This is a genomic window from Brucella sp. HL-2, assembly GCF_025846885.2.
Classification (GTDB): Bacteria; Pseudomonadota; Alphaproteobacteria; order Rhizobiales; family Rhizobiaceae; genus Brucella; species Brucella quorumnocens.
On record NZ_JAOYTK010000004.1, the window covers coordinates 171,296 to 190,971 of the forward strand.

Here is a 19,676-nt window from a genome sequence, read left to right on the forward strand (position 1 = left end):
AGGACTTTAAAATGACAGAACGCCATCTCCGCACCCCGATCATGCACCGTGTGGTCGAGCATAACGGCATTGTTTATGTCGGCGGTACCACCTGTGATGACGAAAATCTCGATATGGCGGGCCAGACACAGGAGATATTGACGAAGATCGACAAATATTTGGCTGAAGCCGGAACCGATAAAGCCAAACTGCTGACTGCGACCGTTTTTGTTACAGACCTCGAATTGAAACCTCAAATGGATGTTGTCTGGAAGGCGTGGGTTGGACCTGAAGATCTACCAACCCGCGCGACGGTTGGTGTAGCTGATCTGGGTGGTGACACACTTATTGAGATCGTCGTTTCTGCTCATAAGTAAGCGCTCCGCCCAAGCTCGGCTATCCACGTATCCATTCGCGTCAAAGCGCGAATGGATACAAAATAAGTGTGCTCACTCCGGCACATAAGCCTCACCACCAACTTCTACAATCTGTTCTTCATTCAGCAAACGGTGCCAGTGCGAATATAACACCTGATTGGCACGTGGAAGTTTCAATTCCTAGCGCAAAAAGCGATTGATCATGCGAATTGAGTTATGTCGCATCCGCCCCAGAAAAACACAGTGACGAAATCTTCGGACCAATTGACGGACACCAATGCATCAGGAAGAAGTATTGTCATTCCTGCTATAGCTTTTTCGCGCAGAAGCCATCGAACTTCAACTCCTGGCGGCGACTTTAATGAATGCTATACTTTTTGCATGCCGGTTACGAACCGGGATGTTTGCAGAACGACCTGCCTAACATGACACTTTATGGTACGGAAGCCACGCTTTATGTACCCGAGCCGAATATCTTCGATGGCATTGTGCGGATTACCAATCAAAAGGAAGCGGCTGGATTGCCTGCGTGGGATCATCCACTCGGACCGCCAACCCGCACGGAAAACAGTGGCCGCATGGTTGCTGACTATCGATCTGCGGGTCTTGCTGACATGGCGCAGGCGATCATCTGAGATCGCCCACATCACTGCAACGATGAATTCGCGCTGCATGTGGTTGAGGTCATGACAGGCATTCTGGCGTCAAGTGAGCAAAAACACTTCGTTGAAATGACCACAACCTGCAAACGTCCGGAAGCACTCGGGTCAGAGGCAGCACAAAACCTTTTGGCGCAGCAAACGTTACTCTCTGAAGACCACAGTTAAGAGCACTGCAAAAGAGCGTCTTTAGGCGTTCGTCTATGTTCGTTAACAGACGCCCGGTCCTGTGCCGCCAGACCAGAACTGATTATTGGTTTCAAGCTCAGCACCACCCTGCATGACGGACAAGGCTTGCTTTAGATTTATGCAGATTCAAACGGCCTGAGGTTTTGATGAACGAACGTCAGCCGGCCGGTTAAATTCTAATCTTCCAGATTGCAAAACGGCAAGAGGCTCAGCTTAATCTCAATTGGGTTTAGAATATTCTCATTTTAGAGGAGTAGAATGCTTCTGCATATGTTTCCGGTGCGCGGCATTCCATACCGCGCAAACGCGCAATTCCACGAAACGTTTCTCGATCAAACCAGTCTTTGGATCGCTGAGTGCCGAAGTTTTTTATCAGCAGGTCAATTTTCTTCTCCATAACCGCAGCCGACAAAGCGACGTAAGCGTTCGGGCGCCCCAAATCGCCGTCCCACTTGGGAATTTCATATTCCAGAATTAGCTGGTCACGGAAGATATTCCATGTGACCTCGTGCACGGTTCGGTGATCTTGATGGGCATCCCCACGACTATGTGTAAACACGATATCCGGCTCGCTTGTGCTGCGTAGCCCTATCAGCCATTCTTTGATAGCCCTGCTCTGAGCAGGAAAATAGCTGTCCTCAAAGTCCCTCAAATGAATTCTGTTATTTTGCGTTCCGGCAAGAAAATTACACGCAGAAGTTTCTGCTTCTGCGTGCCGCTCTCTTCCACCAGACAAAACGCACCAATCCACCTCTAGAGGTATCCCCATTTCGATCAGACTTAGAAGGGTTCCGCCGCATCCAATCTCGATATCGTCTGAATGTGCGCCCAGACATAACAGTCTGAGCGGCCTGCCAAGCTGTGTTAGTGAACACAGGTCAATCATAGTGCGATCGCAATGTTAGCTGCACTAATCTCTGTCTTATGCTTTTTCCAGGGCATATCTCCTTTTTCGACCATGTCTTCGAGAGTCTGCCAATCTCGTAGCGTATCCATGGAACGCCAGAAACCCTCGTATTTATAGGCCATAAGCTGATTGTCGGCGATCAGGCGGCTGAACGGTTCCAACACGAGTTCCTCGCCTTCGCGCATATAATCGAAGATCTCTTTGCGAAACAGAAAATAACCACCGTTTATCCAGATATCGGAGGTGTTGGACGTTCTGAATGCGCGCACGTCACCACCCTCTGCGATATCAGCAAGATGATATGTCAACGGCGGGCGAACGGCCAGAAAGCAGGCCAATTTACCACTCTTTCGAAAACGATCCGTCATATCGTCAAGGTCGACGTCACTAAGACCATCACTGTAGTTTGCGAGAAACATATCCTCGTCCTCGACGTGAGCACGCGCACTCCACAATCTTTCACCGATGTTTCGCCAGATGCCAGTATCAAGCAGGGTTACACTCCAGTCACGATCGACCTCTTCGAGCAAACGAACATTACGTCCGCCATCAGAAACTACACAATCCGCGAAGGTTTGAGGTCGTATACTGAGGAAAAAGTCTTTGACCACATTTGCCTTATATCCGAGGCACAAAACGAAGTCGTTGTGACCGTAGTCAGAATAATACTCCATTACGTGGTGGAGGATCGGCTGATGACCAAGCGGGATCATCGGCTTGGGGACATTCTCTGAATATTCCCTTATACGGGTGCCAAGACCACCGCAGAAAAGAACCACTTTCATAACTAGCGCTCCTCTGTGAGTAATGCCGGATCGATCAGTGTGACATGCGGGATTGGTATGATAAACTTTCCGCCCCATTCAACAACGTGCTGCATCTGACGAATAATCTCATCCTTGAAGTTCCAAGGTAGGATCAGAATATAGTCGGGCTTATAGCTATCAATCATCGAGGTATCATAGATAGGAATATGCATTCCGGGAGTGAAACGCCCGTGCTTGTAAGGATTACGGTCCACAGTGAAATCGAGAAAGTCGGTTCCAATTCCGCAGTAGTTCAGGAGCGTGTTGCCTTTTCCGGGAGCTCCGTAACCGCAAATGCGCTTACCTGAATTTTTTGCAGCTATCAGAAATGACAGCAGATCACGCTTCGTGCGACGTGTCTTTTCAGAAAACTGTTCGTATGTAGCAATTTCGTTAAGACCGAACGTTTGTTCACGTTTTAAAAGTGCCGCAACGCGTGGCCCTGCTTTTCGTCTACTGGCATTGTGAGCGAGATAAACACGGAGTGAACCGCCGTGTGTCGGCAACTCTTCAACGTCAATCACCTTGAGGTGGTGACGATGAGCCATGTAGCGGATAGTAAGAAGTGAAAAATATGAGAAGTGCTCATGATAAATCGTATCAAACTGGTTTTGCTCTATCAGATTGGCCAGATGTGGAAACTCAAGAGTAATAACCCCTTCGGGTTTTAGCAGAATCTGCATACCGCGAACAAAATCATTAAGGTCCGGAACCTGTGCCAGGACATTATTTCCAATAATGAGATCAGCTTTCCCGCCCTCCCCGACCATCTGCGCCGCAAGGGTGGAACCAAAAAAGTCTATACGGGTAGGCACGCCCTTGGAAATCGCGGCCTTTGCCACGTTGGCAGCGGGTTCAATTCCCAGGATTGGAATACCCTTGGGCAGAAAATGCTGAAGTAAATAGCCGTCGTTGCTTGCGATCTCAACAACAAAACTGTCACTCTTGAGGCTCAGTTTTTCGGTAATTTCGTCACAATAAACCCGAGCGTGATCGACCCAGCTTGTAGCATAAGAAGAGAAGTATGCGTATTCTGTAAAAATATCGGCAGGACTGAAATATTCTTTTAGCTGAACCAGATAGCAATGGTCGCACACAAAAGCATATAACGGATAATACGGCTCCATGTGATCAAGTTGTTCCGCAGTGAGAAAGCTCTCGCACGGCGGAGACATTCCAAGATCCACAAATGTGTGTTTAAGAAGCGTCCCGCACAAGCGGCAACCTGCCTGCTCTCGAGCCATGCCTGCACTCCGCGTTATGCCCGGCGTTTGGATGGTCATACGATATACCTCGCCCTGCCCGGTCCCTTATGGGTATGTGGGTTTGAATTCCGTTCGATGCCGGACGATCAAAATTACTAAGTTTGCTATACTTTTCCGAGACTGTAATGAGGGGCGAGCAGTACATACGATCGGGCGCCCCCATCATCCGTCGATTGATCCCGGACAATCCCCCTAAATCCACCCTATGTCGATGTTGGGGTACATCACTACGCCTTTTAGGTAGCTAGACCTTAATCTTAGGGTCAGTTCGATGACCCGAAAACGACACTATTCCCCAACCATGGAACTGTCAGAATGGGCGTACAGAGTGATCCGAGGCAAATAATGCGATTTACCCCGCTTAAGATAGACGGTGCCTGGTCCGTTGAACCAGAGAAGCTCGAAGATGAGCGAGGCTGGTTCGCCCGTGTCTATTGTGAGAGCGCATTTGCCAAACGGAAAATGGAAACAAATTTCCCACAACACAGCCTGTCTTTCTCCCGCGAAAAAGGAACTCTGCGCGGGCTTCATTATCAAAATGAACCACACTCCGAAACCAAACTTGTTACATGCTTACAAGGTGTGATCTGGGACGTCCTCGTCGATCTGCGACCGAATTCACCTACCTATCGACGTTGGACCGGATTGGAGTTGTCGTCGGAAAATGGTGTGCAACTCTACATTCCTGAAGGCTGCGCGCATGGTTTTCAAACACTCACAGACGATGTGCTGCTGCGCTACATGATCTCTCGCCCTTATGCGCCTGATTTTTCAACAGGACTACGATACGACGACCCAGCTCTTGGGATTCCATGGCCCGATCAGCCAAGCGTTATGTCGGAAAAAGACAGAAGTTGGCCTCTCCTCTAATCACTGCAGAAATTCGTTCAACCACTGAGAACTTAAAGCGCCGTCAATAAACCGGCATCACGAAGCCGGTCTGCGGCATCCGCTAACTGTCCGAACGGCAGCTCGGCACGCTCAGCCATGTCGAGGATCGAATGATCACCGTCGGCCAGATTGAGCACCCATAACATGGACATCGCATTCTTAGCCGCATTCCGATCCCCTCCGGTGCTACCGTAAAGGCCTCGACGACCAAGTTGTGGCTCGCCCTTTGGCGACATATTGAGTGGCGTCCAGTTACGCTCTGCTATCTCAATCGCTTGGATAATAAGATTGTAAGATTGTTCCAGATAGTTGGGTTTGATAAAATCCAGATTGTCGGCGGAGGTATGATACTCAGCAAACTCCCCATAGAGACTGCGTTGAAACAAACCAACCGGCAGATTGAAACCCGGAGAGCAGAATTGCCGCTCGTCATATCCATATGGCCAAAAATCATGAACTTTTGCCTCTGGAAGATCGGACCCGTCCAAAATTTGGGTCATAATGCGATCGATTTCCGAATTGCCACGGCGGCTTCGCTTATAGTTGGGCCCGCCGCTATCGCCAACGCACGACAACACAAGGCCATACTTCACAAGTTTCAAATTCTCTTCGTTCTGTTTAAGCCAGGCGAGAGCCCCAAAAGTCGCAGGACCGAATAAAAGTCGGTATGTGAAATGTGTCTTTCGCAACTTCAATACTTCACCCAGACGCGTAAGTAGCGCTATTCCTGAGCAGTTGTCGTTGGCAAGTGAAGGATGACAAAGATGTGTTGAAAGTAAAAAGGTTTCATCAGTTTCGCCTTTATGGATGAATTCGCCAAAAATGAGAGAGCCATCCCGCCGCTCGGCATTAATCACCACCTCGTAAATCTGGTCCTCCATCTGCATAAGCGCATTATGTGTCATGCAGAAACCCCAGGCTTCCGTATGATAGCACGTGCGATAGGGGATCAGATCGGGCTGGTCAGGGAGCGTGTGGATATGTCCTTTCAACTCGTTTAATGTAAGTTTGGTGTGCACTGGCACGCTGAAATTGACCACGTGCAGATTATGTTCCGCAAAATCAACAAAGCGGCGTCCCGCAGTATCCATAATATATGCGTCACGGATCAGCCACTCCTGCGGAGCCTGCCAATCAAAAAGCTGAGTGCCGGTAGGAATTGTATGAATTTTCAAAGGCAAATGTTCACTGATGATGGAGAGCGTTTCGCGCACACCGTCACCAGTGAGACTACGGCAAATTGGGAAGAGCCGCGAAGCGAGCTCGTAGATGCTCATTCCACATGAAGAATGTATTTCAGAGCGTTTAATCTGCGGGCTTCCTACTCTGGTATCCATTATGCAGTTACCCGAAGCGGTTGTAGATGTTCATCTACTCTACGCAGATTGGCATCGAGCACACCTTGAGCAATCAGCTTTCGAATATGAGCTATACGCTGGAACCGCGGACCTTCAAATTCCTCTAGCGTCAATGAAGACCGGCTATAAGCCGCTAGAAGCTCCTGAGCACCAGCGACCGCATCCCATTGCGGCTTAGCCTCTGGCAGAACGCGCGCCAGTTTTTCAAAACTAACCCGATAAGAACGCGTATCAGGGCCTGCGTCATCTGCGTATTCTATCCGGCAATCAGGGACATTGTCTGCAACAATGCTGGCGATATCGCGAATGCGATAATTATGTTCGGTCGAGCCCACATTGAAGGATTCATTAAACACCTTATCTCGCGGTGCTTCCATTGCTGCATTAAACGCACGCGAGATATCTCGGATGTGAACTATCGGCCGCCAGGGTGTACCGTCTGATTTGAGATAAATAAGCCCCTTTGTGACTGCCCAGGCAACCAGATTATTGAGCACTATGTCGAACCGCAGAAATGGGGAAACGCCGTAAGCCGTCGCCGGTCGAAGATAGACCGGACAAAAACTGGTATCTGCCAAGGCTCGTATTTCCCGTTCCGCTCTCACTTTGGAACGGCCATAAGCAGTAACGGGCTTAAGTTCTCCGGTTTCATCAATCAAATCAGCATCACTGATGCCGTAATTGCTGCAGGATGATGCAAACAAGAACCTGGCAACACCGGCTGATTTAGCTGCTTTTGCCATAGCCACACTGGCATGATGATTGATCTCATAAGTGAGGTCTTCGTTGAGATTGCCCAGCGGATCGTTGGACAGCGCTGCTAGATGAATCACAGCGTCGAAGCCTTCCAGATCTCGTGGCGACACATCACGCACATCCTTGCGGATTGTCGGGACATTGAAGACCGAACCTCCCTCTTCAAAAAGACAGTGCTGATACAGGCCGATGTCATAACCCGAGACATCATGTCCCGCATTAATCAATGTCGGCACCATCACCGATCCAATATAGCCCTGATGTCCTGTAACAAGTACCTTCATGTCCGGTTCCTCAACTAAAAACATGGAACTAAGGTAGCGGGCCTGACTTGAAGGGACGAGTTAACCGAAGGCATGTTTACTTCGGACAAGCGTTGAAATCAGACGCGAAAGGTCGTGGAGACTACCTCTTTTGGATGAGCTGCAACTGTTCAGGACTGCCGATTACCAGAATCCAGTCGCTGTTATTTACGTTCTTGCGGTCTTCGGGTGCCGGATAAATGCCAAATTCACCGTCGATTTTCGGGCTTTTTGATGTCAAAATTTTGACCGAACTTGGATCGACCCATATGGCTTCCTGGCCATTAGCAATAGCATTTCGCTTCACTTTGAAACCGTTAGCATCGCCATAGATAACGATCAGACTGCGATCTGGCAAAGCTGCTGCATAGCTTTCATCAACGCCGGAAATCTCATTATCGCGATCTGGCTTCAATTGTGACCACGGTATCTTATCGAAAATCGCTTTCATGACTGACATTGACCGCGCACCGGGACTGGCCAGTGCCTCTTGCCATTTCTGATCCGAGGTGAAGACGCCGGGGCCAGTAAAGTGCCAGGTGGGATTGTTGCCAAAGAATTGCCCAGCCGCACCACCTAAAAGCGCGCCATAAGCATTGCGGCGTATCATGCGTGCGGTCGTCTCACGCTCGTACTCATAGGCCCCTTCGAGTAGGATTACCGGCATCCTGCTTGATTTGCTGCGGTCGAGGATCGTTTTGTGAATATCGTTATATGTATAGACCGTATCGATCACCAACCAGTGCTGATCTGCCCATAGCTTGGCAGTCTTTGTATCGCGTCCCGAATGAACGGTTTGCAGTGCATGAGGAGAAATCGCTGCAATTCCTTCTGCAAGCTTTGACACGAGTTCTCGATCCGGCGCATCAAAATCACCGCCCAACACCCAGACGATGTTGGGGAATTTTGAGAACCTTTGCGCGATGGCTTTGCCGTAAGCTTTCATTTTCTCAGGGCCTGCAGCCTGTGCTTCAGCGAACCAGCCCTGATCGCCACCATTTACGCCGAGATAGGCAGGCGCGAGAAAGACCACCAGCCCAAGCTTCTGCGCCCGTCCAATTATCCATGCAGCATGATCAAAATATTTCGGATTAAGCGCACCAAAGGCCTCGTTTGCGAAAGGCAACTCGCCATACGCATTTCTTGGCGGATTGCTTGAAAACTGACGTTCGATCAGATTGACCAGAATGGCATTAAAACCGCGTTCGCTGCGATCAGCCAGATAAGTTTCGACATCGTTTCGCTTCAGTTCCGCGATCAACGACCAGGCCGTGTCGCCATGCAACAAAAACGGCTTGCCTTGAGCGTCTTCAAAAGTGCGATGATCCTGACTTACTCTGACAGGGAAAACATTCTCGGCTTGAGCCACTCCTGTCAGAAGCAGCAAAAAGCACAAAATGAAACCTAATCGTGAAGTTCTCATCGCTTAGCAGGCGGATATGATGGCGCATCATTAAATCGGCGATATACCACCTGTGACGGGCGCCCAGTAAGATAATTATCGACACCGTCATTAAGTGCCCTGGCATAGACACCAAGTGCTCCATCAATTGCGTCGACGGTACGTGCAATATCCGTGTCACTATGCGTGTAGCTTACAACGAGTGACGGCATGAGAACACCTCGCCTGATCGTCTCTTGAAGAAGAAGTGTCCGCAGCGCCTGAGATGGCTGTCCATTCTCATCGAGAGTTGCGTAAGCCAGACAGCAAGGGCGTCCAACCAACCGAACATTTTTTTCTAATCCATACGCTGAAATTACTGCATTAACCCCTTCTGCAAGCCTCCGACCCTGCTCGTAAAGCCGCTCAATCACCGGTTCGTCACGATAGACCTTCATGGTGGCAATTGCAGCTGCCATGGAGTGAGTTTCAGCGCCGTGGGTGGTCGACAGCAAAAATACGCGGGCAAAGTCGGTTTGTGTAAGCCCACCTAGCTGCATATACTCGGCTTTTCCTGCGAGTGCCGAGATTGCAAATCCATTTCCCAAGGCTTTGCCAAAGCACGACAGATCAGGCTCTATGTCATAAAGCTTTTGCGCCCCGCGCATATGCCAACGAAAGCCCGTTATCATCTCATCGAGGATAAATAGGGCACCGTTTTCATGGGCAATTCGTTTTGCTTCGTGCAAGAAACTATCTTGGGGTTCATCCATCCGCGCTGGTTCAAGAATGAGCGCTGAAATCATGCCCGGATAATTTTCGAACAAAGCCTTTACGCTGGCAATATCATTATAACGAAAGGTAGCTGTCAAAGCGGACACTGATGCAGGAATACCCGCATTCATTTTCGTCGTCCCAATGAACCAGTCGTCAGTCGAGAAAAATGGGTGGTCGGCACAACACGCGATCATATCGCGGCCGGTATAGGCACGCGCCAGACGCACGGCCGCTGAGGTAGCGTCCGACCCATCCTTGCAGAATTTTACCATCTCAGCTCCCACGATTAATTCAAGAAAGCTCTCAGCGCATTCAATTTCTATCGCGCTCGGCCGGGTAAAGTTGCAGCCATCCTGCAACGCATCCCGGACTGCATGCAGCACTGGCGGATAGGCATGTCCGAGACCCACGGAACGATTGCCCATTCCGTATTCAATATATTGGTTTCCATCGACATCAAACACGTGCGAGCCTGAACCACGCTGTATGAAACCCGGTGCCAGAACTGGATATTGATCGTCGCCTTTGGCATAGGTATGACATCCACCCGGTATGAGAGCGTGTGCCTTGCTTCTGAGCACTTGCGAATTGCGAAACCGGGATGTGAAAAGGTTCATGACCTTGTCCCTTTGTTATTTACCAGTTTTGACGATCACACTGTGGACCAAGCTGTGTTCAGGCGCTCTCGCATCTGTCGCAGCCAGTTCTTGACGGGTTTAGGCAACCGGCTTCGCAGACTTGAATGCAACGCAGTTGGCATATTCCACTGCGACAAGGCTAAAGGTGGTGCAATTGCCGGTCGGCTCTGCATGAGGTTTTGGAGAAGCCCCGCATAGGTCTGACCCACCTGATCATTATTGAAAGCGACAGCTACTTTAAGGATAGCGGCCTGAGCCATCTCATCTCTCAAATGCTTATTATCTGCTAGAAAATCTATGTGGAGGGCTGCCTGTCGGAAATCTCCAACCGGAAACAAAAGGCCATCTTCACCGTTAGTGACGATCGTGTCAGTTACACCCGCGATCCTAGAAACAACCGCAGGACACCCCTGGCTCATCGCTTCAATGAGCGTAAGGCCAAATCCTTCAAACCGGGATGGCATAACCATAACGTCGTGCTGACTGACAAGCCAGGGAACGTCTGATGGCGCAATCCAGCTCGTGAAACTTATCCTCTCGCGGAAACTCTCAAGTCGATGACGCAATTCAGCCAAATCCGGGCCGTCACCTGCTACGGTTAGATGATAATCACATTTTAGTTCGCGCAAAATATTGGGCAGCCAGAACACGCCTTTTGAATTGTCCTCGATGCGGCCGAGATAAAGCAGGCGTAAAGGTGCATTTTCATCCCGCTGCGATACTGTTTGCGGTGTACAAATATTCTTGTTCAAGCCATGTGGGATAACCAGTGTTCGCGCGGCATCGAAGCCATAATGGTTCACCAGATCGTCCCGACAGCGTTTGGATACGCCCACCGTCGCATGAACGTGATCGCGTATCGCGCGAGCCGCTGCATAAGTACCCGGCGTGATATTGTGCACGATCATAATGCGTAAAATGTCATCTGGTAGATATCGCACCAAGTTGGTTTCGAAGCGGCTCGACAAAACGTTTACGAACACGGCCTCGAATTTTTTCTCACGCAGAAACGTGACCATCCTTCTGGCGCGTGTTTCCTCGTCCAGCACGCCCATCTGGTCAATTGCATCACCTTTTCGTAACGCATCGCCTAATCCCTGACCTGCAGATGGAAAACTGATCGTTTCTCCTGCGGCTCCCGCAGCTAACCAACGCAATTCAATACCGGACCGTCGAAGCGACGAACTCAGGCGCGTAAACACAGAGTAGGTTCCACCAATATGTGGACGGACGAAGTAAGCACATTTCATGATCGAAACCCTGCTGCCCAGAGACCAAGACTTCGAGGGAAAAATCCCTCGAAGCCTTACTCCGGTATATCGGGGGGCGTTTGATATACCGCTCGCCAGTGTAACGAAATTGCGCGGCAGCGCATTTTGTCTATGAGGGGTATATGCCTTCATACATTAGAGGATGGTGTTCACCCTTCTGCCAGTTTTCATAAAAACTCATACCGGCTTAGCTTGTGAATGCAGCTGGAGACACTTGTATGAGAATAGGTCTTTTCGGTCAGTTCGGTTCTGGCAATACCGGCAATGACGGATCGCTTGAAGCAATGCTGCAACTATTGAAACGCACGTGCCCAAGTGCTCAGCTCATCTGTATATGCTCCAGACCCGAAATCATCGACGAGAAATTCCGAATAGATGCGGTTCCTGTTGGGCAGCCTGCATCGGAAAATGCAATCATAAGGCTGATCAACAAAGTTCTCTTAGAGTTTCCGCGCCGTGTTACCGGCTTCTTGGGGGCAGTGTCGCTCGCCCAAGGCATTGATCTCATCATTGTTCCTGGCACCGGCATTCTTGATGACTTCAACGAAGATCCGTTTGGGTGGCCATTCGCAGTTCTACGTTGGTCTGTAGCAGCGAGATTGGCAGGAGCACGCTTTGCCTTCATTTCAATTGGTGCAGGTCCTGTCACACATCCATTGAGCCGCTTTTTCGTCCGCAAAGCTTCGATGATGGCCGCGTACCGTTCCTACCGCGATCAGGTTTCATGTGACTTCATGAAGTCTTTAAATGTGGATGTTGAAAACGACATTGTCAGTGCTGACATCGCATTTGCGCTACCCACCATAGAAGACGAATTGCGTAACAGCGGCGATCAGCGGGTGGGTCTGGGTATTATGACATATAAAGGTTGGAAAAAGCAGGCCGCGGATGGGGCTGCGATTTACGATAATTATCTCGATAAGATGACCGAGTTGATTGACAAACTTCTACAGGACGGACGGCAGGTACGCTTGCTTACCGGTGACAAGGGTGACCTTGAGGCAGTAGATGATCTACAACGGCGTATTAGCGCATCCAATTTAGGAAATGTTATTTTCGAGCCTGTTGCTTCTCTTAATGATCTCATGCAGCAAATTGCAAAAACGGATATCGTGGTTGCCAGCCGATATCATAACATCATTTGCTCTCTTTCTATGGGCAGACCCGCAATTTCGATTGGTTATGCACGGAAGAACGACGCACTTTTAAACGACACCGGCCTGAGTGAATTTTGCCATCACATCGAGAGCTTTGATCCGAAAACACTGCTCGCTCAGATCGACAATATGTTTTCTCGCAGAGAAGAACTCGTGAAAACTGTCGAAGATGGCGTCAAGCTCTATCGCAAGAGACTTGCTGAGCAAGAAGAAGTATTACGCGTCAATCTTCTCCAAAAAAGCAGATAACACGGTATTGCACGCCCCTAGTTTGAATGTCGTTGGCGGCGCTGAAACAAATAATCGAAAGGTGGCATCAAAGCCATAAGCGGATGCCTTTTGAGCGCAAAGGCCATCAAGGATGCAGATCCCTTTTCACGCCTGACGAGATTTGACCATGCCGACCAATATGCTCGTTTAGTGAGGCAATCACGCGCCATCTCGAGATAATGTTTGGCTTGCGGCATAACTCGTCCCTCATTTTCAAAGAACGAACGGAACCCTGCTTCAAACTCTCGATTCCAGTGCATGATCCCCGTAACTGTTGCAGACTGGTTGTCCGAATGAACACGCGCATAAGCTTGGATACTGTCGGTCGAGGCAACATTCCCGAACAATGCCAGACGTAACCACATCTCAAGATCATCGGTATGCGAGAGTGTTTGACGGTAATATCCAACTTGTTTTTGCACAACCGTACGCACCACCGCCGTCGGTCCCGCGACAGGATTAAAAGCATGTTTGCATGCAAGCCCAATGAAATCGGAGCCAGAGCTGATGTTCCATTGCCCGCCACCAACAATCGTGGGTTTTTGGGGCCTTTTCTCATCTTTTGAGATTTTTTGGGCCGCCCCGAAAGCAAGATGAACATCGGGACATTGTTCGAGCACATGGACAGCTCGGGACAAGGCTCCATGGGCAAGCAGATCATCGCTGCACAATATAAGAAAATATTCAGAGTGTGCCCAGTCGACTCCTTCATTAAAGGAGGCGTGCGGTCCTGCATTTTTTGATCTCAGCAACAATTCAACACGTTTATCGTGCGCTGCAAGATCGCGCGCTATAGCTGCGCTATTGTCTTTGGATGCGTTATCAATAATGAATAAACGGACCTGAACACCTGTTTGAGATAGCACGCTATCTGCGCATTCAAGCAGGTAATGGCCATAATTATAGTTAGGTATTACAACGTCGACAGTTGGGTAATCGGTGCTGTGGGGCTGCATAACAGGCCTCATTCCGCTGGTTCAGACAGATTTGATCGCCGCAATCGCGACCAACCGAAACGGCTTATGAACTTTCCAAAAAGCCATTTGAAAATTGGAATGAGTTCATCGGTGAAAGGGTGGCGGGTGACAAACACCGCCAAGAGCCAGCCTGCGATCCCCACCAAACCGATAATAACTGCCCTCGTCCAGTGCATATCAAGATTAAATCCATCCGCGGCCACCATCATAAGCGGGCCTGCAAGCGCAAGTATCGTGACAAGCGCACTTTTCATAAGCTCTTTGGCCAACACCCGATAAGAAAAATTCACGTGCTTGCGCACATAAACGATGGCGACAATCATTTGAAATGGAAGGCTAATGAACTGGCTCAACGCCACAGCCAGCAATCCGTGAAATGCGGCAAGACATAAGATAATCGTAGCGATTGATCTTGAAATGAAATTGGAAACGAAAGCCTCCCGGTTTGCGCCAAGCGCCATGAGAAGCGGATAGGTCAGAATAACTGGAAACCAGAACAGACTTGCGAGACTTGTGATTGCAACAATAAGCGCTGCTTCGGACCATCCCGGCCCTAGAATTATCTGGACCGCGGGATAGGCCAAAAGTGCCAGTAAGGCTTGTGCTGGCCAATAGACCACCGAAATATAAGATAAAGCCCGCACATAGGCGCGACTGATATCACCTCCTGCACGAACATGAGCCGAGAGCATAGGGAATGCCACGGTGAATACCGCAGAAAGAAAAACGCGATCGGGCAGTCCACTTACAGTGTTAGCCCGATTATATATTCCAACAGATGCTATTGGCATGAAGCGACCCAGCATCAGCTGAGGAAAAGTTTCACAAATCTTGTTCAGACCCGCATTGCCGCCGAGATAAATGCCAAATTTCCAGGCCACATCAATGCTGGCAACCGAAGGCCGTAGCAGACGTCCAAGCGGATAGATGGTCATCGCCAAACCTGTTGTCATCAAGGCGCTGGCGAGCAAACCGAAAGCAAAACACATGTGCCCAAAACCAGATGTCGCCATCGCAATCGTTACAGCGGCCCCGAAACCAGATCCAGCAGTACGGATTCGCGCAAGGATGCCGAATGCCATTTCACGTCGTAACAAAGCCACCACTGGTAATGAAAGGCTTTCAACGATTGCTGCGATGATGGTTATATCGAGGAACATCAAAAGTGATGGATCGTGATAGGATGCTGCAAAATACTCTCGTGCGAGATAAAGCCCCGCTGAGAGCAACAGTGTTACAATCATGAGGAAAGTCATCGAAGTCCTGATGTCGTGATCCTGAACTTTTTCAATCCGGATCAGAAATTCAGGGCTGGCAAATTCTCGCAAAGAGAAGACAATTGCACCAATACTCAGCCCAACCACACCCGCACCCGTTTCTGCTGGACCGAGAAAGCGAGAGACAGCGATGACGGTCAGGAAATTGAACAGCAGGCCAGCATATTGCTCAAGCGCCGCAATGAGAATGCCTCGTCGGCCACCGCTCATCTTCTGCTCCTCTTCGAGAGCTCGGACTTAAAATAAGCTTGGGCTCGCGTTGTAAGCTGCTGGTGTGTTTTCAAGATACTTTATCCCCCCCGGACGGCCTCAACAGAACGGCAATGGGCCATTTTTTGTGCTCACATGTAAGGATAACCGTTTGGAGCCCGTGGGGAACGTCACCGTTGGTGTTAGGCCCTGACCAGAAAGGAGTATACTGCACGCTCTATAGCCAAGTCGTCGGTGCGAGCATGAGCCGGTAAAAATCTACTCAGTCTTAATTTTTACCCGCGCTTGGGAGGAGACATGATCAGTCTTTTCTGCATCACGCTTCTTGCTTTCACCTTGTCAGTTGCATTCTGTTTAGGGTTTCGCGGGCTTGCACGCGAGTGGTATCTAATCGACATCCCCGATGCTCGAAAGAGACACGATGGAAATGTACCCCTATGTGGCGGGATTGCAGTTTTTCTGTCATTCTTGGTGGCCGTTTTTCTGACACCTTCCTTGGGGGGCTCTGCTAGTGCGGTAGCTTTGTTACCAGGTCTATTTCTGATCCTTGCAACAGGCGTTCTCGATGACAGATTCAATCTTCCCGTCGCGCCGCGCCTTGCAATGCAGATCGTGGCGGCATTCCTGATTATCGGAATTGCTGGAATAACACAGATCCATCTCGGCCTTGCTGGAGGTGCAACACAAAGCATACTCCTCCCGGCAACCGAAATCCTGGGGGAGATTCTTACTGGCCCTCTTTTCCTGTTAATCGCGCTCGCATTTGTGGTCGGCCTCGTGAATGCCATCAATATGAGTGATGGTGTTGATGGCCTTGCGGGTTCAGCGAGTGCTGCGGCCTTTTTCTGGTTGGCAGCTATATGCTTCTGGGTAGAGGAAAACCGTATCGGTTTACAAACACTTGCTTTGGCAGCTGGATGCAGCGGCTTTCTCGTCTTCAACATGCGGCATCGCTGGCGCGCAAAAGCCAGCCTCTTTCTCGGCGATGGCGGTAGCACTTTTCTCGGCGCGACACTTGCCGGAATAATCCTAATTCTCTCCGACGCCCATACTGAAGTTGCCTTTCCGATCGCGTTGTGGGTGGTAGTCGTTCCCGTGATCGACACGCTCAGTCTCATCGTGCGTCGTCTAGTAGCGCGCAGAAGTCCATTTTCTCCTGATCGGCAACATTTGCATCACTTATTCATCGACGCCGGATTATCGTCAGGACAAACTGCAGTTGCTGTGATGGCACTCAATTTTCTGGCAGGAGCCACAGCTTATATTGCTATACGCCTGGAAATACCCGCCTGGCCAATGCTGATAGCGCTCATCATCCCGGTGATTGCACACACGTTATTCGTAGTTCGTACCAACAGAGGCTTGCGCCCTATTGTGGCAGCGGCAGAGCCAGCTCAAACACCAAAAGCAAATGTGACTCTACCAGGGGCAACTTCATGAGCGTTTCAGTTCTTATCATGACATTAAATGAAGAGATCAATCTGCCAGCCTGTTTAGCCTCACTGGATTGGTGTGATGATATCGTCATACTCGATTCATTCAGTGAGGATCGCACGGTAGAACTCGCAAAATCAGCAGGCGCACGCGTGTTTCAGCGCTCCTATGATACAGAAGACCGACAGCGAATGTACGGGTTGACCGAGATCAGATTTAAACACGATTGGGTCTACACGCCAGATGCGGACGAGATCACGCCTGCTGATTTACGTGATGAAATGCTGGCAATTGCATCAGATCCAACACGGCCAGAAGTGTTCTTTAAAGCACGCTACAAGAACATGTTCATGGGCCGCTGGATTAAACATGCGAGCCTTTATCCCACATGGATCACCCGTTTGGTGCGCCCCGATCGTGTTCGATTTGAACGCTCGGTGCATTCACGTGCGAGCGGTGGTCCAGAGGGGGCTTTGCAGTCGCATTTCATTCACTACAGTTTCAATAAAGGCCTTGAGGCTTGGTACGACAAGCACAATCGCTATTCTTCTGCCGAAGCTGATCTTTCTGCCCATCGCTTGCTGGAACGAAAGATCGACTGGGGCGGCATAGTATCCACTGCTCCCGAGAGGCGGCGACGAGCTCTGAAGTCCCTGTCTTATCATATGCCATTCAGACCATCTCTGCGCTTTCTTTATATGTATCTGGTGCGACGAGGTTTCCTTGATGGAAAACCCGGCTATCTTTATTGCCGACTTCTCGCTGCTTATGAATTTATGATCGTTATCAAAATGGAAGAACAGCGATGCAATAAAAACGTCAAGTTAAACAACTCATCGGTTCACCATGGTCTGGACAGTAAAGAACCAGAACGGCGTATGGTATGATGTTGTTGATCTTTCTGCCCTGTGCCGTTCTTTTCGGACTCGCTGCGATATTTTATTCAGAACCTGTTCTGACTTTGCAGGATGATGGCGGTAAAGCTGATGTGATTGTTGTACCGGGTGGCGATGGCCCACCACGAGCAGCGCAAGCCGCACGGCTCTGGAAAGAAGGCCGCTCGCCGCTCATTTTGATTACTGGTGACGGCGATTGCCTTTTCAATAAGCAGATAATGGTGCGTGACGGCGTGAAGCCATCCGCTATCCTTGTTGAATGCAAATCGGGCAGCACCTGGCAAAATGCCTACTATTCTGCACCCGTCATGCGAGGAATTCAGGCAAGAAAAGCGCTGATTGTTACGAACTGGTATCATTCTCGTCGCGCAATAGCGAGCTTTCGTGCAGCCTGCCCACAAATGCGTTTCAGCTCTTCGCCCATTGGGGGCGATGGAAGGGAGGCCGGCTTTCCGTCAACCCCTGCTGATGTGGAGCTTGTGGCAAAAGAATACGTGAAACTTGGCTGGTATCTGGCATCCGGTCGCATTTTACCGCAGGATCTGGTTCGGGACGATTCTACCACCACCTTCGGCAGCGTTTGCGCGTCATATGGTAAAAGCCCATGAATATTTCGCTCACCTGGATTTTTGTCGGTCTTGTAGGATGCTTTCTGGCAGGCGGGCTGCTCCTTCGGGCAGAACGCATGTACCAGTTTCCGTTTCTTGCAGGCGTAATGACTTTTGGTTTCTTGCTGCCACAGATCCCGGCTTTGGTGCATGACCAGTTTTTACCCTCAGGTGCGTACGCCAAAACGATGTTCATGGGAATTCTGTCGCTCGCGATGCTGGCGCTAGGTTGGCGTATGACCAAGAAAACTTTCAGCTTTCTCAGCATGAGCTTTAGCGAACACCGCCTCATTTGGGCAGCAACAGGTTTATCCGCTTTTGGTGCTGTCTTCTATTTTCTCTTAAGCCGTCTGCCCGGTGATGTTTCAATCGGAATGCAAATGACAGGCATTCCCGTTGTTTATCTATTCTTTGCGCAACTCATGCCTTATGGCCTCGCTATTGCTCTTTTGTGCTTTGCGCGCCGACCTTCATGGACAGCATTGGCAATTATCGCTTTTGATCTGGTTTTCTATCTCGACCGCATTCTCGTAACAGGAAAGCGCGCAGAGGCAATTCAGCTCTTACTTATGATATTGCTCGCCTTCTGGTTTTATCGTCGGCTTGTGGTGCCGCGTATTCTGATGACGCTTGGTATTCTTGCAGGAACGTTTCTGATGACGAGCATGGGTGACTATCGTCAGATCACGCGCGAAACCTCCAGCTTTATTCTCGATGACATCATGCAGATCGATTACGCGGAAAACTTTAACGAGACGCTGGAGCGCGGTGGTCTCGAAATGCGTAATGCCGTGCAGCGCATTGACGAAATCGACAGACGCCTGGAGCTCGATTACGGCAAATTTCACTGGAACCGCGTCATCTTCACTTTCGTCCCCGCACAGCTCGTCGGCTCGAAGTTGAAGGAGTCACTTCAGTTGGATACGCCCAAACCAAGCCGCGACTATAACCCACTCACAGGAACAACTGAAACCGGACTGGTCGATGCATTTGCATCATTCTGGTATTTTGGAGCTTTCAAGTTCCTGCTGCTGGCATGGATAATGCGCAGACTTTGGGAAACTGCGATGGCGGGAGAAATGCTGGGGCAACTAGTCTATATGCTGTCCATCGTGCCTGCCATGCACGCAATTTCACATCAGACAGACTGGGTTATTCCAGTCTGGATTCATATGGCGATTTTCCTGATACCGGTTCTAGCGGTTTGCCGCATACGCAATCGGTCAGTCAGTCTGCCCACACCGTTGCAACGCGATCCACGCGTCCCTCAATTTATGTAAAGGATGAGAAT

18 protein-coding genes are annotated in these 19,676 nt (G+C 49.8%); 8 read left to right on the plus strand and 10 right to left on the minus strand.

The features are described from left to right. The first annotated feature begins 11 nt into the window (after window positions 1-11). Together OIV19_RS08705 and OIV19_RS08710 are read left to right on the plus strand one after the other, a co-directional pair. Window positions 12-356 carry a RidA family protein gene (locus OIV19_RS08705; protein ID WP_264231292.1) on the plus strand — a complete coding sequence of 115 codons (345 nt, stop codon included), beginning with the start codon at window positions 12-14 and terminating at the stop codon, window positions 354-356. A 365-nt stretch (window positions 357-721) separates the two neighbouring features. Further along, complete coding sequence (locus OIV19_RS08710; RefSeq protein ID WP_264231293.1) at window positions 722-991, plus strand: hypothetical protein; 270 nt, start codon at window positions 722-724, stop codon at window positions 989-991. A gap of 442 nt (window positions 992-1,433) precedes the next feature. On the opposite strand, the gene OIV19_RS08715 is transcribed toward OIV19_RS08710, so the two are convergent. The 3 genes from OIV19_RS08715 to OIV19_RS08725 are packed head-to-tail and all read right to left on the minus strand — an operon-like array spanning window position 1,434 to window position 4,200. Then, complete coding sequence (locus OIV19_RS08715) at window positions 1,434-2,090, minus strand: PIG-L deacetylase family protein (RefSeq protein WP_264231294.1); 657 nt, start codon at window positions 2,088-2,090, stop codon at window positions 1,434-1,436. Then, window positions 2,087-2,896, minus strand: a complete 810-nt coding sequence (locus OIV19_RS08720; RefSeq protein ID WP_095448081.1) for a sugar phosphate nucleotidyltransferase — start codon at window positions 2,894-2,896, stop codon at window positions 2,087-2,089. Before OIV19_RS08720 ends, OIV19_RS08715 begins: the two co-directional genes overlap by 4 nt. Window positions 2,897-2,898: 2 nt before the next feature. Continuing rightward, on the minus strand, window positions 2,899-4,200 hold the full coding sequence (locus OIV19_RS08725; protein WP_264231295.1) for a class I SAM-dependent methyltransferase: 1,302 nt from the start codon (window positions 4,198-4,200) through the stop codon (window positions 2,899-2,901). A 327-nt stretch (window positions 4,201-4,527) separates the two neighbouring features. Between OIV19_RS08725 and rfbC the strand changes: the two genes are divergently transcribed. After that, the gene (gene rfbC / locus OIV19_RS08730) at window positions 4,528-5,052 is read left to right on the plus strand and encodes a dTDP-4-dehydrorhamnose 3,5-epimerase (protein WP_264231296.1); all 525 of its coding nucleotides are present in this window, start codon (window positions 4,528-4,530) and stop codon (window positions 5,050-5,052) included. Window positions 5,053-5,084: 32 nt separating this feature from the next. Here the strand turns inward: rfbC and OIV19_RS08735 are convergent, their stop codons facing one another. The 5 genes from OIV19_RS08735 to OIV19_RS08755 all read right to left on the minus strand — a co-directional run bounded on the left by OIV19_RS08735 (window position 5,085) and on the right by OIV19_RS08755 (window position 11,535). After that, on the minus strand, window positions 5,085-6,410 hold the full coding sequence (locus OIV19_RS08735; RefSeq protein ID WP_264231297.1) for a DUF4910 domain-containing protein: 1,326 nt from the start codon (window positions 6,408-6,410) through the stop codon (window positions 5,085-5,087). Further along, a complete protein-coding gene (locus tag OIV19_RS08740; RefSeq protein ID WP_264231298.1) occupies window positions 6,410-7,471 on the minus strand; it encodes an SDR family oxidoreductase in 1,062 nt (353 codons plus the stop codon). Before OIV19_RS08740 ends, OIV19_RS08735 begins: the two co-directional genes overlap by 1 nt. A gap of 121 nt (window positions 7,472-7,592) precedes the next feature. Further along, entirely contained in the window at window positions 7,593-8,912 is a 1,320-nt protein-coding gene (locus OIV19_RS08745) for a glycoside hydrolase family 140 protein (RefSeq protein ID WP_264231299.1), read from the minus strand. Continuing rightward, window positions 8,909-10,264: a glutamate-1-semialdehyde 2,1-aminomutase gene (locus OIV19_RS08750; RefSeq protein WP_264231300.1), complete on the minus strand. Its 1,356-nt coding sequence runs from the start codon at window positions 10,262-10,264 to the stop codon at window positions 8,909-8,911. Before OIV19_RS08750 ends, OIV19_RS08745 begins: the two co-directional genes overlap by 4 nt. A gap of 35 nt (window positions 10,265-10,299) precedes the next feature. Further along, entirely contained in the window at window positions 10,300-11,535 is a 1,236-nt protein-coding gene (locus OIV19_RS08755; protein WP_319637594.1) for a glycosyltransferase, read from the minus strand. A gap of 239 nt (window positions 11,536-11,774) precedes the next feature. Between OIV19_RS08755 and OIV19_RS08760 the strand changes: the two genes are divergently transcribed. Further along, a complete protein-coding gene (locus tag OIV19_RS08760; protein WP_319637595.1) occupies window positions 11,775-12,962 on the plus strand; it encodes a polysaccharide pyruvyl transferase family protein in 1,188 nt (395 codons plus the stop codon). Window positions 12,963-12,979: 17 nt separating this feature from the next. Here the strand turns inward: OIV19_RS08760 and OIV19_RS08765 are convergent, their stop codons facing one another. Both OIV19_RS08765 and OIV19_RS08770 read right to left on the minus strand, forming a co-directional pair. Beyond that, window positions 12,980-13,939, minus strand: coding sequence for a glycosyltransferase family A protein (locus OIV19_RS08765; protein WP_264231303.1), 960 nt, complete (start codon window positions 13,937-13,939; stop codon window positions 12,980-12,982). 8 nt (window positions 13,940-13,947) lie between these two features. Further along, window positions 13,948-15,447, minus strand: a complete 1,500-nt coding sequence (locus tag OIV19_RS08770; RefSeq protein WP_264231304.1) for an oligosaccharide flippase family protein — start codon at window positions 15,445-15,447, stop codon at window positions 13,948-13,950. Between the two features lie 297 nt (window positions 15,448-15,744). Between OIV19_RS08770 and OIV19_RS08775 the strand changes: the two genes are divergently transcribed. The 4 genes from OIV19_RS08775 to OIV19_RS08790 are packed head-to-tail and all read left to right on the plus strand — an operon-like array spanning window position 15,745 to window position 19,665. Next, a complete protein-coding gene (locus tag OIV19_RS08775) occupies window positions 15,745-16,887 on the plus strand; it encodes an MraY family glycosyltransferase (RefSeq protein ID WP_264231305.1) in 1,143 nt (380 codons plus the stop codon). Then, complete coding sequence (locus tag OIV19_RS08780) at window positions 16,884-17,768, plus strand: glycosyltransferase family 2 protein (protein WP_264231306.1); 885 nt, start codon at window positions 16,884-16,886, stop codon at window positions 17,766-17,768. The genes OIV19_RS08775 and OIV19_RS08780 overlap by 4 nt, the downstream gene beginning before the upstream one ends. Continuing rightward, on the plus strand, window positions 17,768-18,385 hold the full coding sequence (locus tag OIV19_RS08785; RefSeq protein WP_498831036.1) for a YdcF family protein: 618 nt from the start codon (window positions 17,768-17,770) through the stop codon (window positions 18,383-18,385). Before OIV19_RS08780 ends, OIV19_RS08785 begins: the two co-directional genes overlap by 1 nt. Further along, window positions 18,382-19,665, plus strand: a complete 1,284-nt coding sequence (locus tag OIV19_RS08790; RefSeq protein WP_264231308.1) for a hypothetical protein — start codon at window positions 18,382-18,384, stop codon at window positions 19,663-19,665. Before OIV19_RS08785 ends, OIV19_RS08790 begins: the two co-directional genes overlap by 4 nt. Window positions 19,666-19,676: the final 11 nt, after the last annotated feature.

Excerpts from the sequence above, each read along its gene's own strand:
- OIV19_RS08720 (WP_095448081.1), bottom strand. The coding sequence starts at position 2,896 with ATGAAAGTGGTTCTTTTCTGCGGTGGTCTTGGCACCCGTATAAGGGAA.
- OIV19_RS08780 (WP_264231306.1), top strand. The coding sequence starts at position 16,884 with ATGAGCGTTTCAGTTCTTATCATGACATTAAATGAAGAGATCAATCTG.
- OIV19_RS08760 (WP_319637595.1), top strand. The coding sequence starts at position 11,775 with ATGAGAATAGGTCTTTTCGGTCAGTTCGGTTCTGGCAATACCGGCAAT.
- OIV19_RS08785 (WP_498831036.1), top strand. The coding sequence starts at position 17,768 with ATGTTGTTGATCTTTCTGCCCTGTGCCGTTCTTTTCGGACTCGCTGCG.
- OIV19_RS08745 (WP_264231299.1), bottom strand. The coding sequence starts at position 8,912 with ATGAGAACTTCACGATTAGGTTTCATTTTGTGCTTTTTGCTGCTTCTG.
- OIV19_RS08790 (WP_264231308.1), top strand. The coding sequence starts at position 18,382 with ATGAATATTTCGCTCACCTGGATTTTTGTCGGTCTTGTAGGATGCTTT.
- OIV19_RS08775 (WP_264231305.1), top strand. The coding sequence starts at position 15,745 with ATGATCAGTCTTTTCTGCATCACGCTTCTTGCTTTCACCTTGTCAGTT.
- OIV19_RS08710 (WP_264231293.1), top strand. The coding sequence starts at position 722 with ATGCTATACTTTTTGCATGCCGGTTACGAACCGGGATGTTTGCAGAAC.
- OIV19_RS08750 (WP_264231300.1), bottom strand. The coding sequence starts at position 10,264 with ATGAACCTTTTCACATCCCGGTTTCGCAATTCGCAAGTGCTCAGAAGC.
- OIV19_RS08770 (WP_264231304.1), bottom strand. The coding sequence starts at position 15,447 with ATGAGCGGTGGCCGACGAGGCATTCTCATTGCGGCGCTTGAGCAATAT.
- OIV19_RS08765 (WP_264231303.1), bottom strand. The coding sequence starts at position 13,939 with ATGCAGCCCCACAGCACCGATTACCCAACTGTCGACGTTGTAATACCT.
- OIV19_RS08740 (WP_264231298.1), bottom strand. The coding sequence starts at position 7,471 with ATGAAGGTACTTGTTACAGGACATCAGGGCTATATTGGATCGGTGATG.
- OIV19_RS08725 (WP_264231295.1), bottom strand. The coding sequence starts at position 4,200 with ATGACCATCCAAACGCCGGGCATAACGCGGAGTGCAGGCATGGCTCGA.
- OIV19_RS08755 (WP_319637594.1), bottom strand. The coding sequence starts at position 11,535 with ATGAAATGTGCTTACTTCGTCCGTCCACATATTGGTGGAACCTACTCT.
- rfbC (WP_264231296.1), top strand. The coding sequence starts at position 4,528 with ATGCGATTTACCCCGCTTAAGATAGACGGTGCCTGGTCCGTTGAACCA.
- OIV19_RS08715 (WP_264231294.1), bottom strand. The coding sequence starts at position 2,090 with ATGATTGACCTGTGTTCACTAACACAGCTTGGCAGGCCGCTCAGACTG.
- OIV19_RS08735 (WP_264231297.1), bottom strand. The coding sequence starts at position 6,410 with ATGGATACCAGAGTAGGAAGCCCGCAGATTAAACGCTCTGAAATACAT.
- OIV19_RS08705 (WP_264231292.1), top strand. The coding sequence starts at position 12 with ATGACAGAACGCCATCTCCGCACCCCGATCATGCACCGTGTGGTCGAG.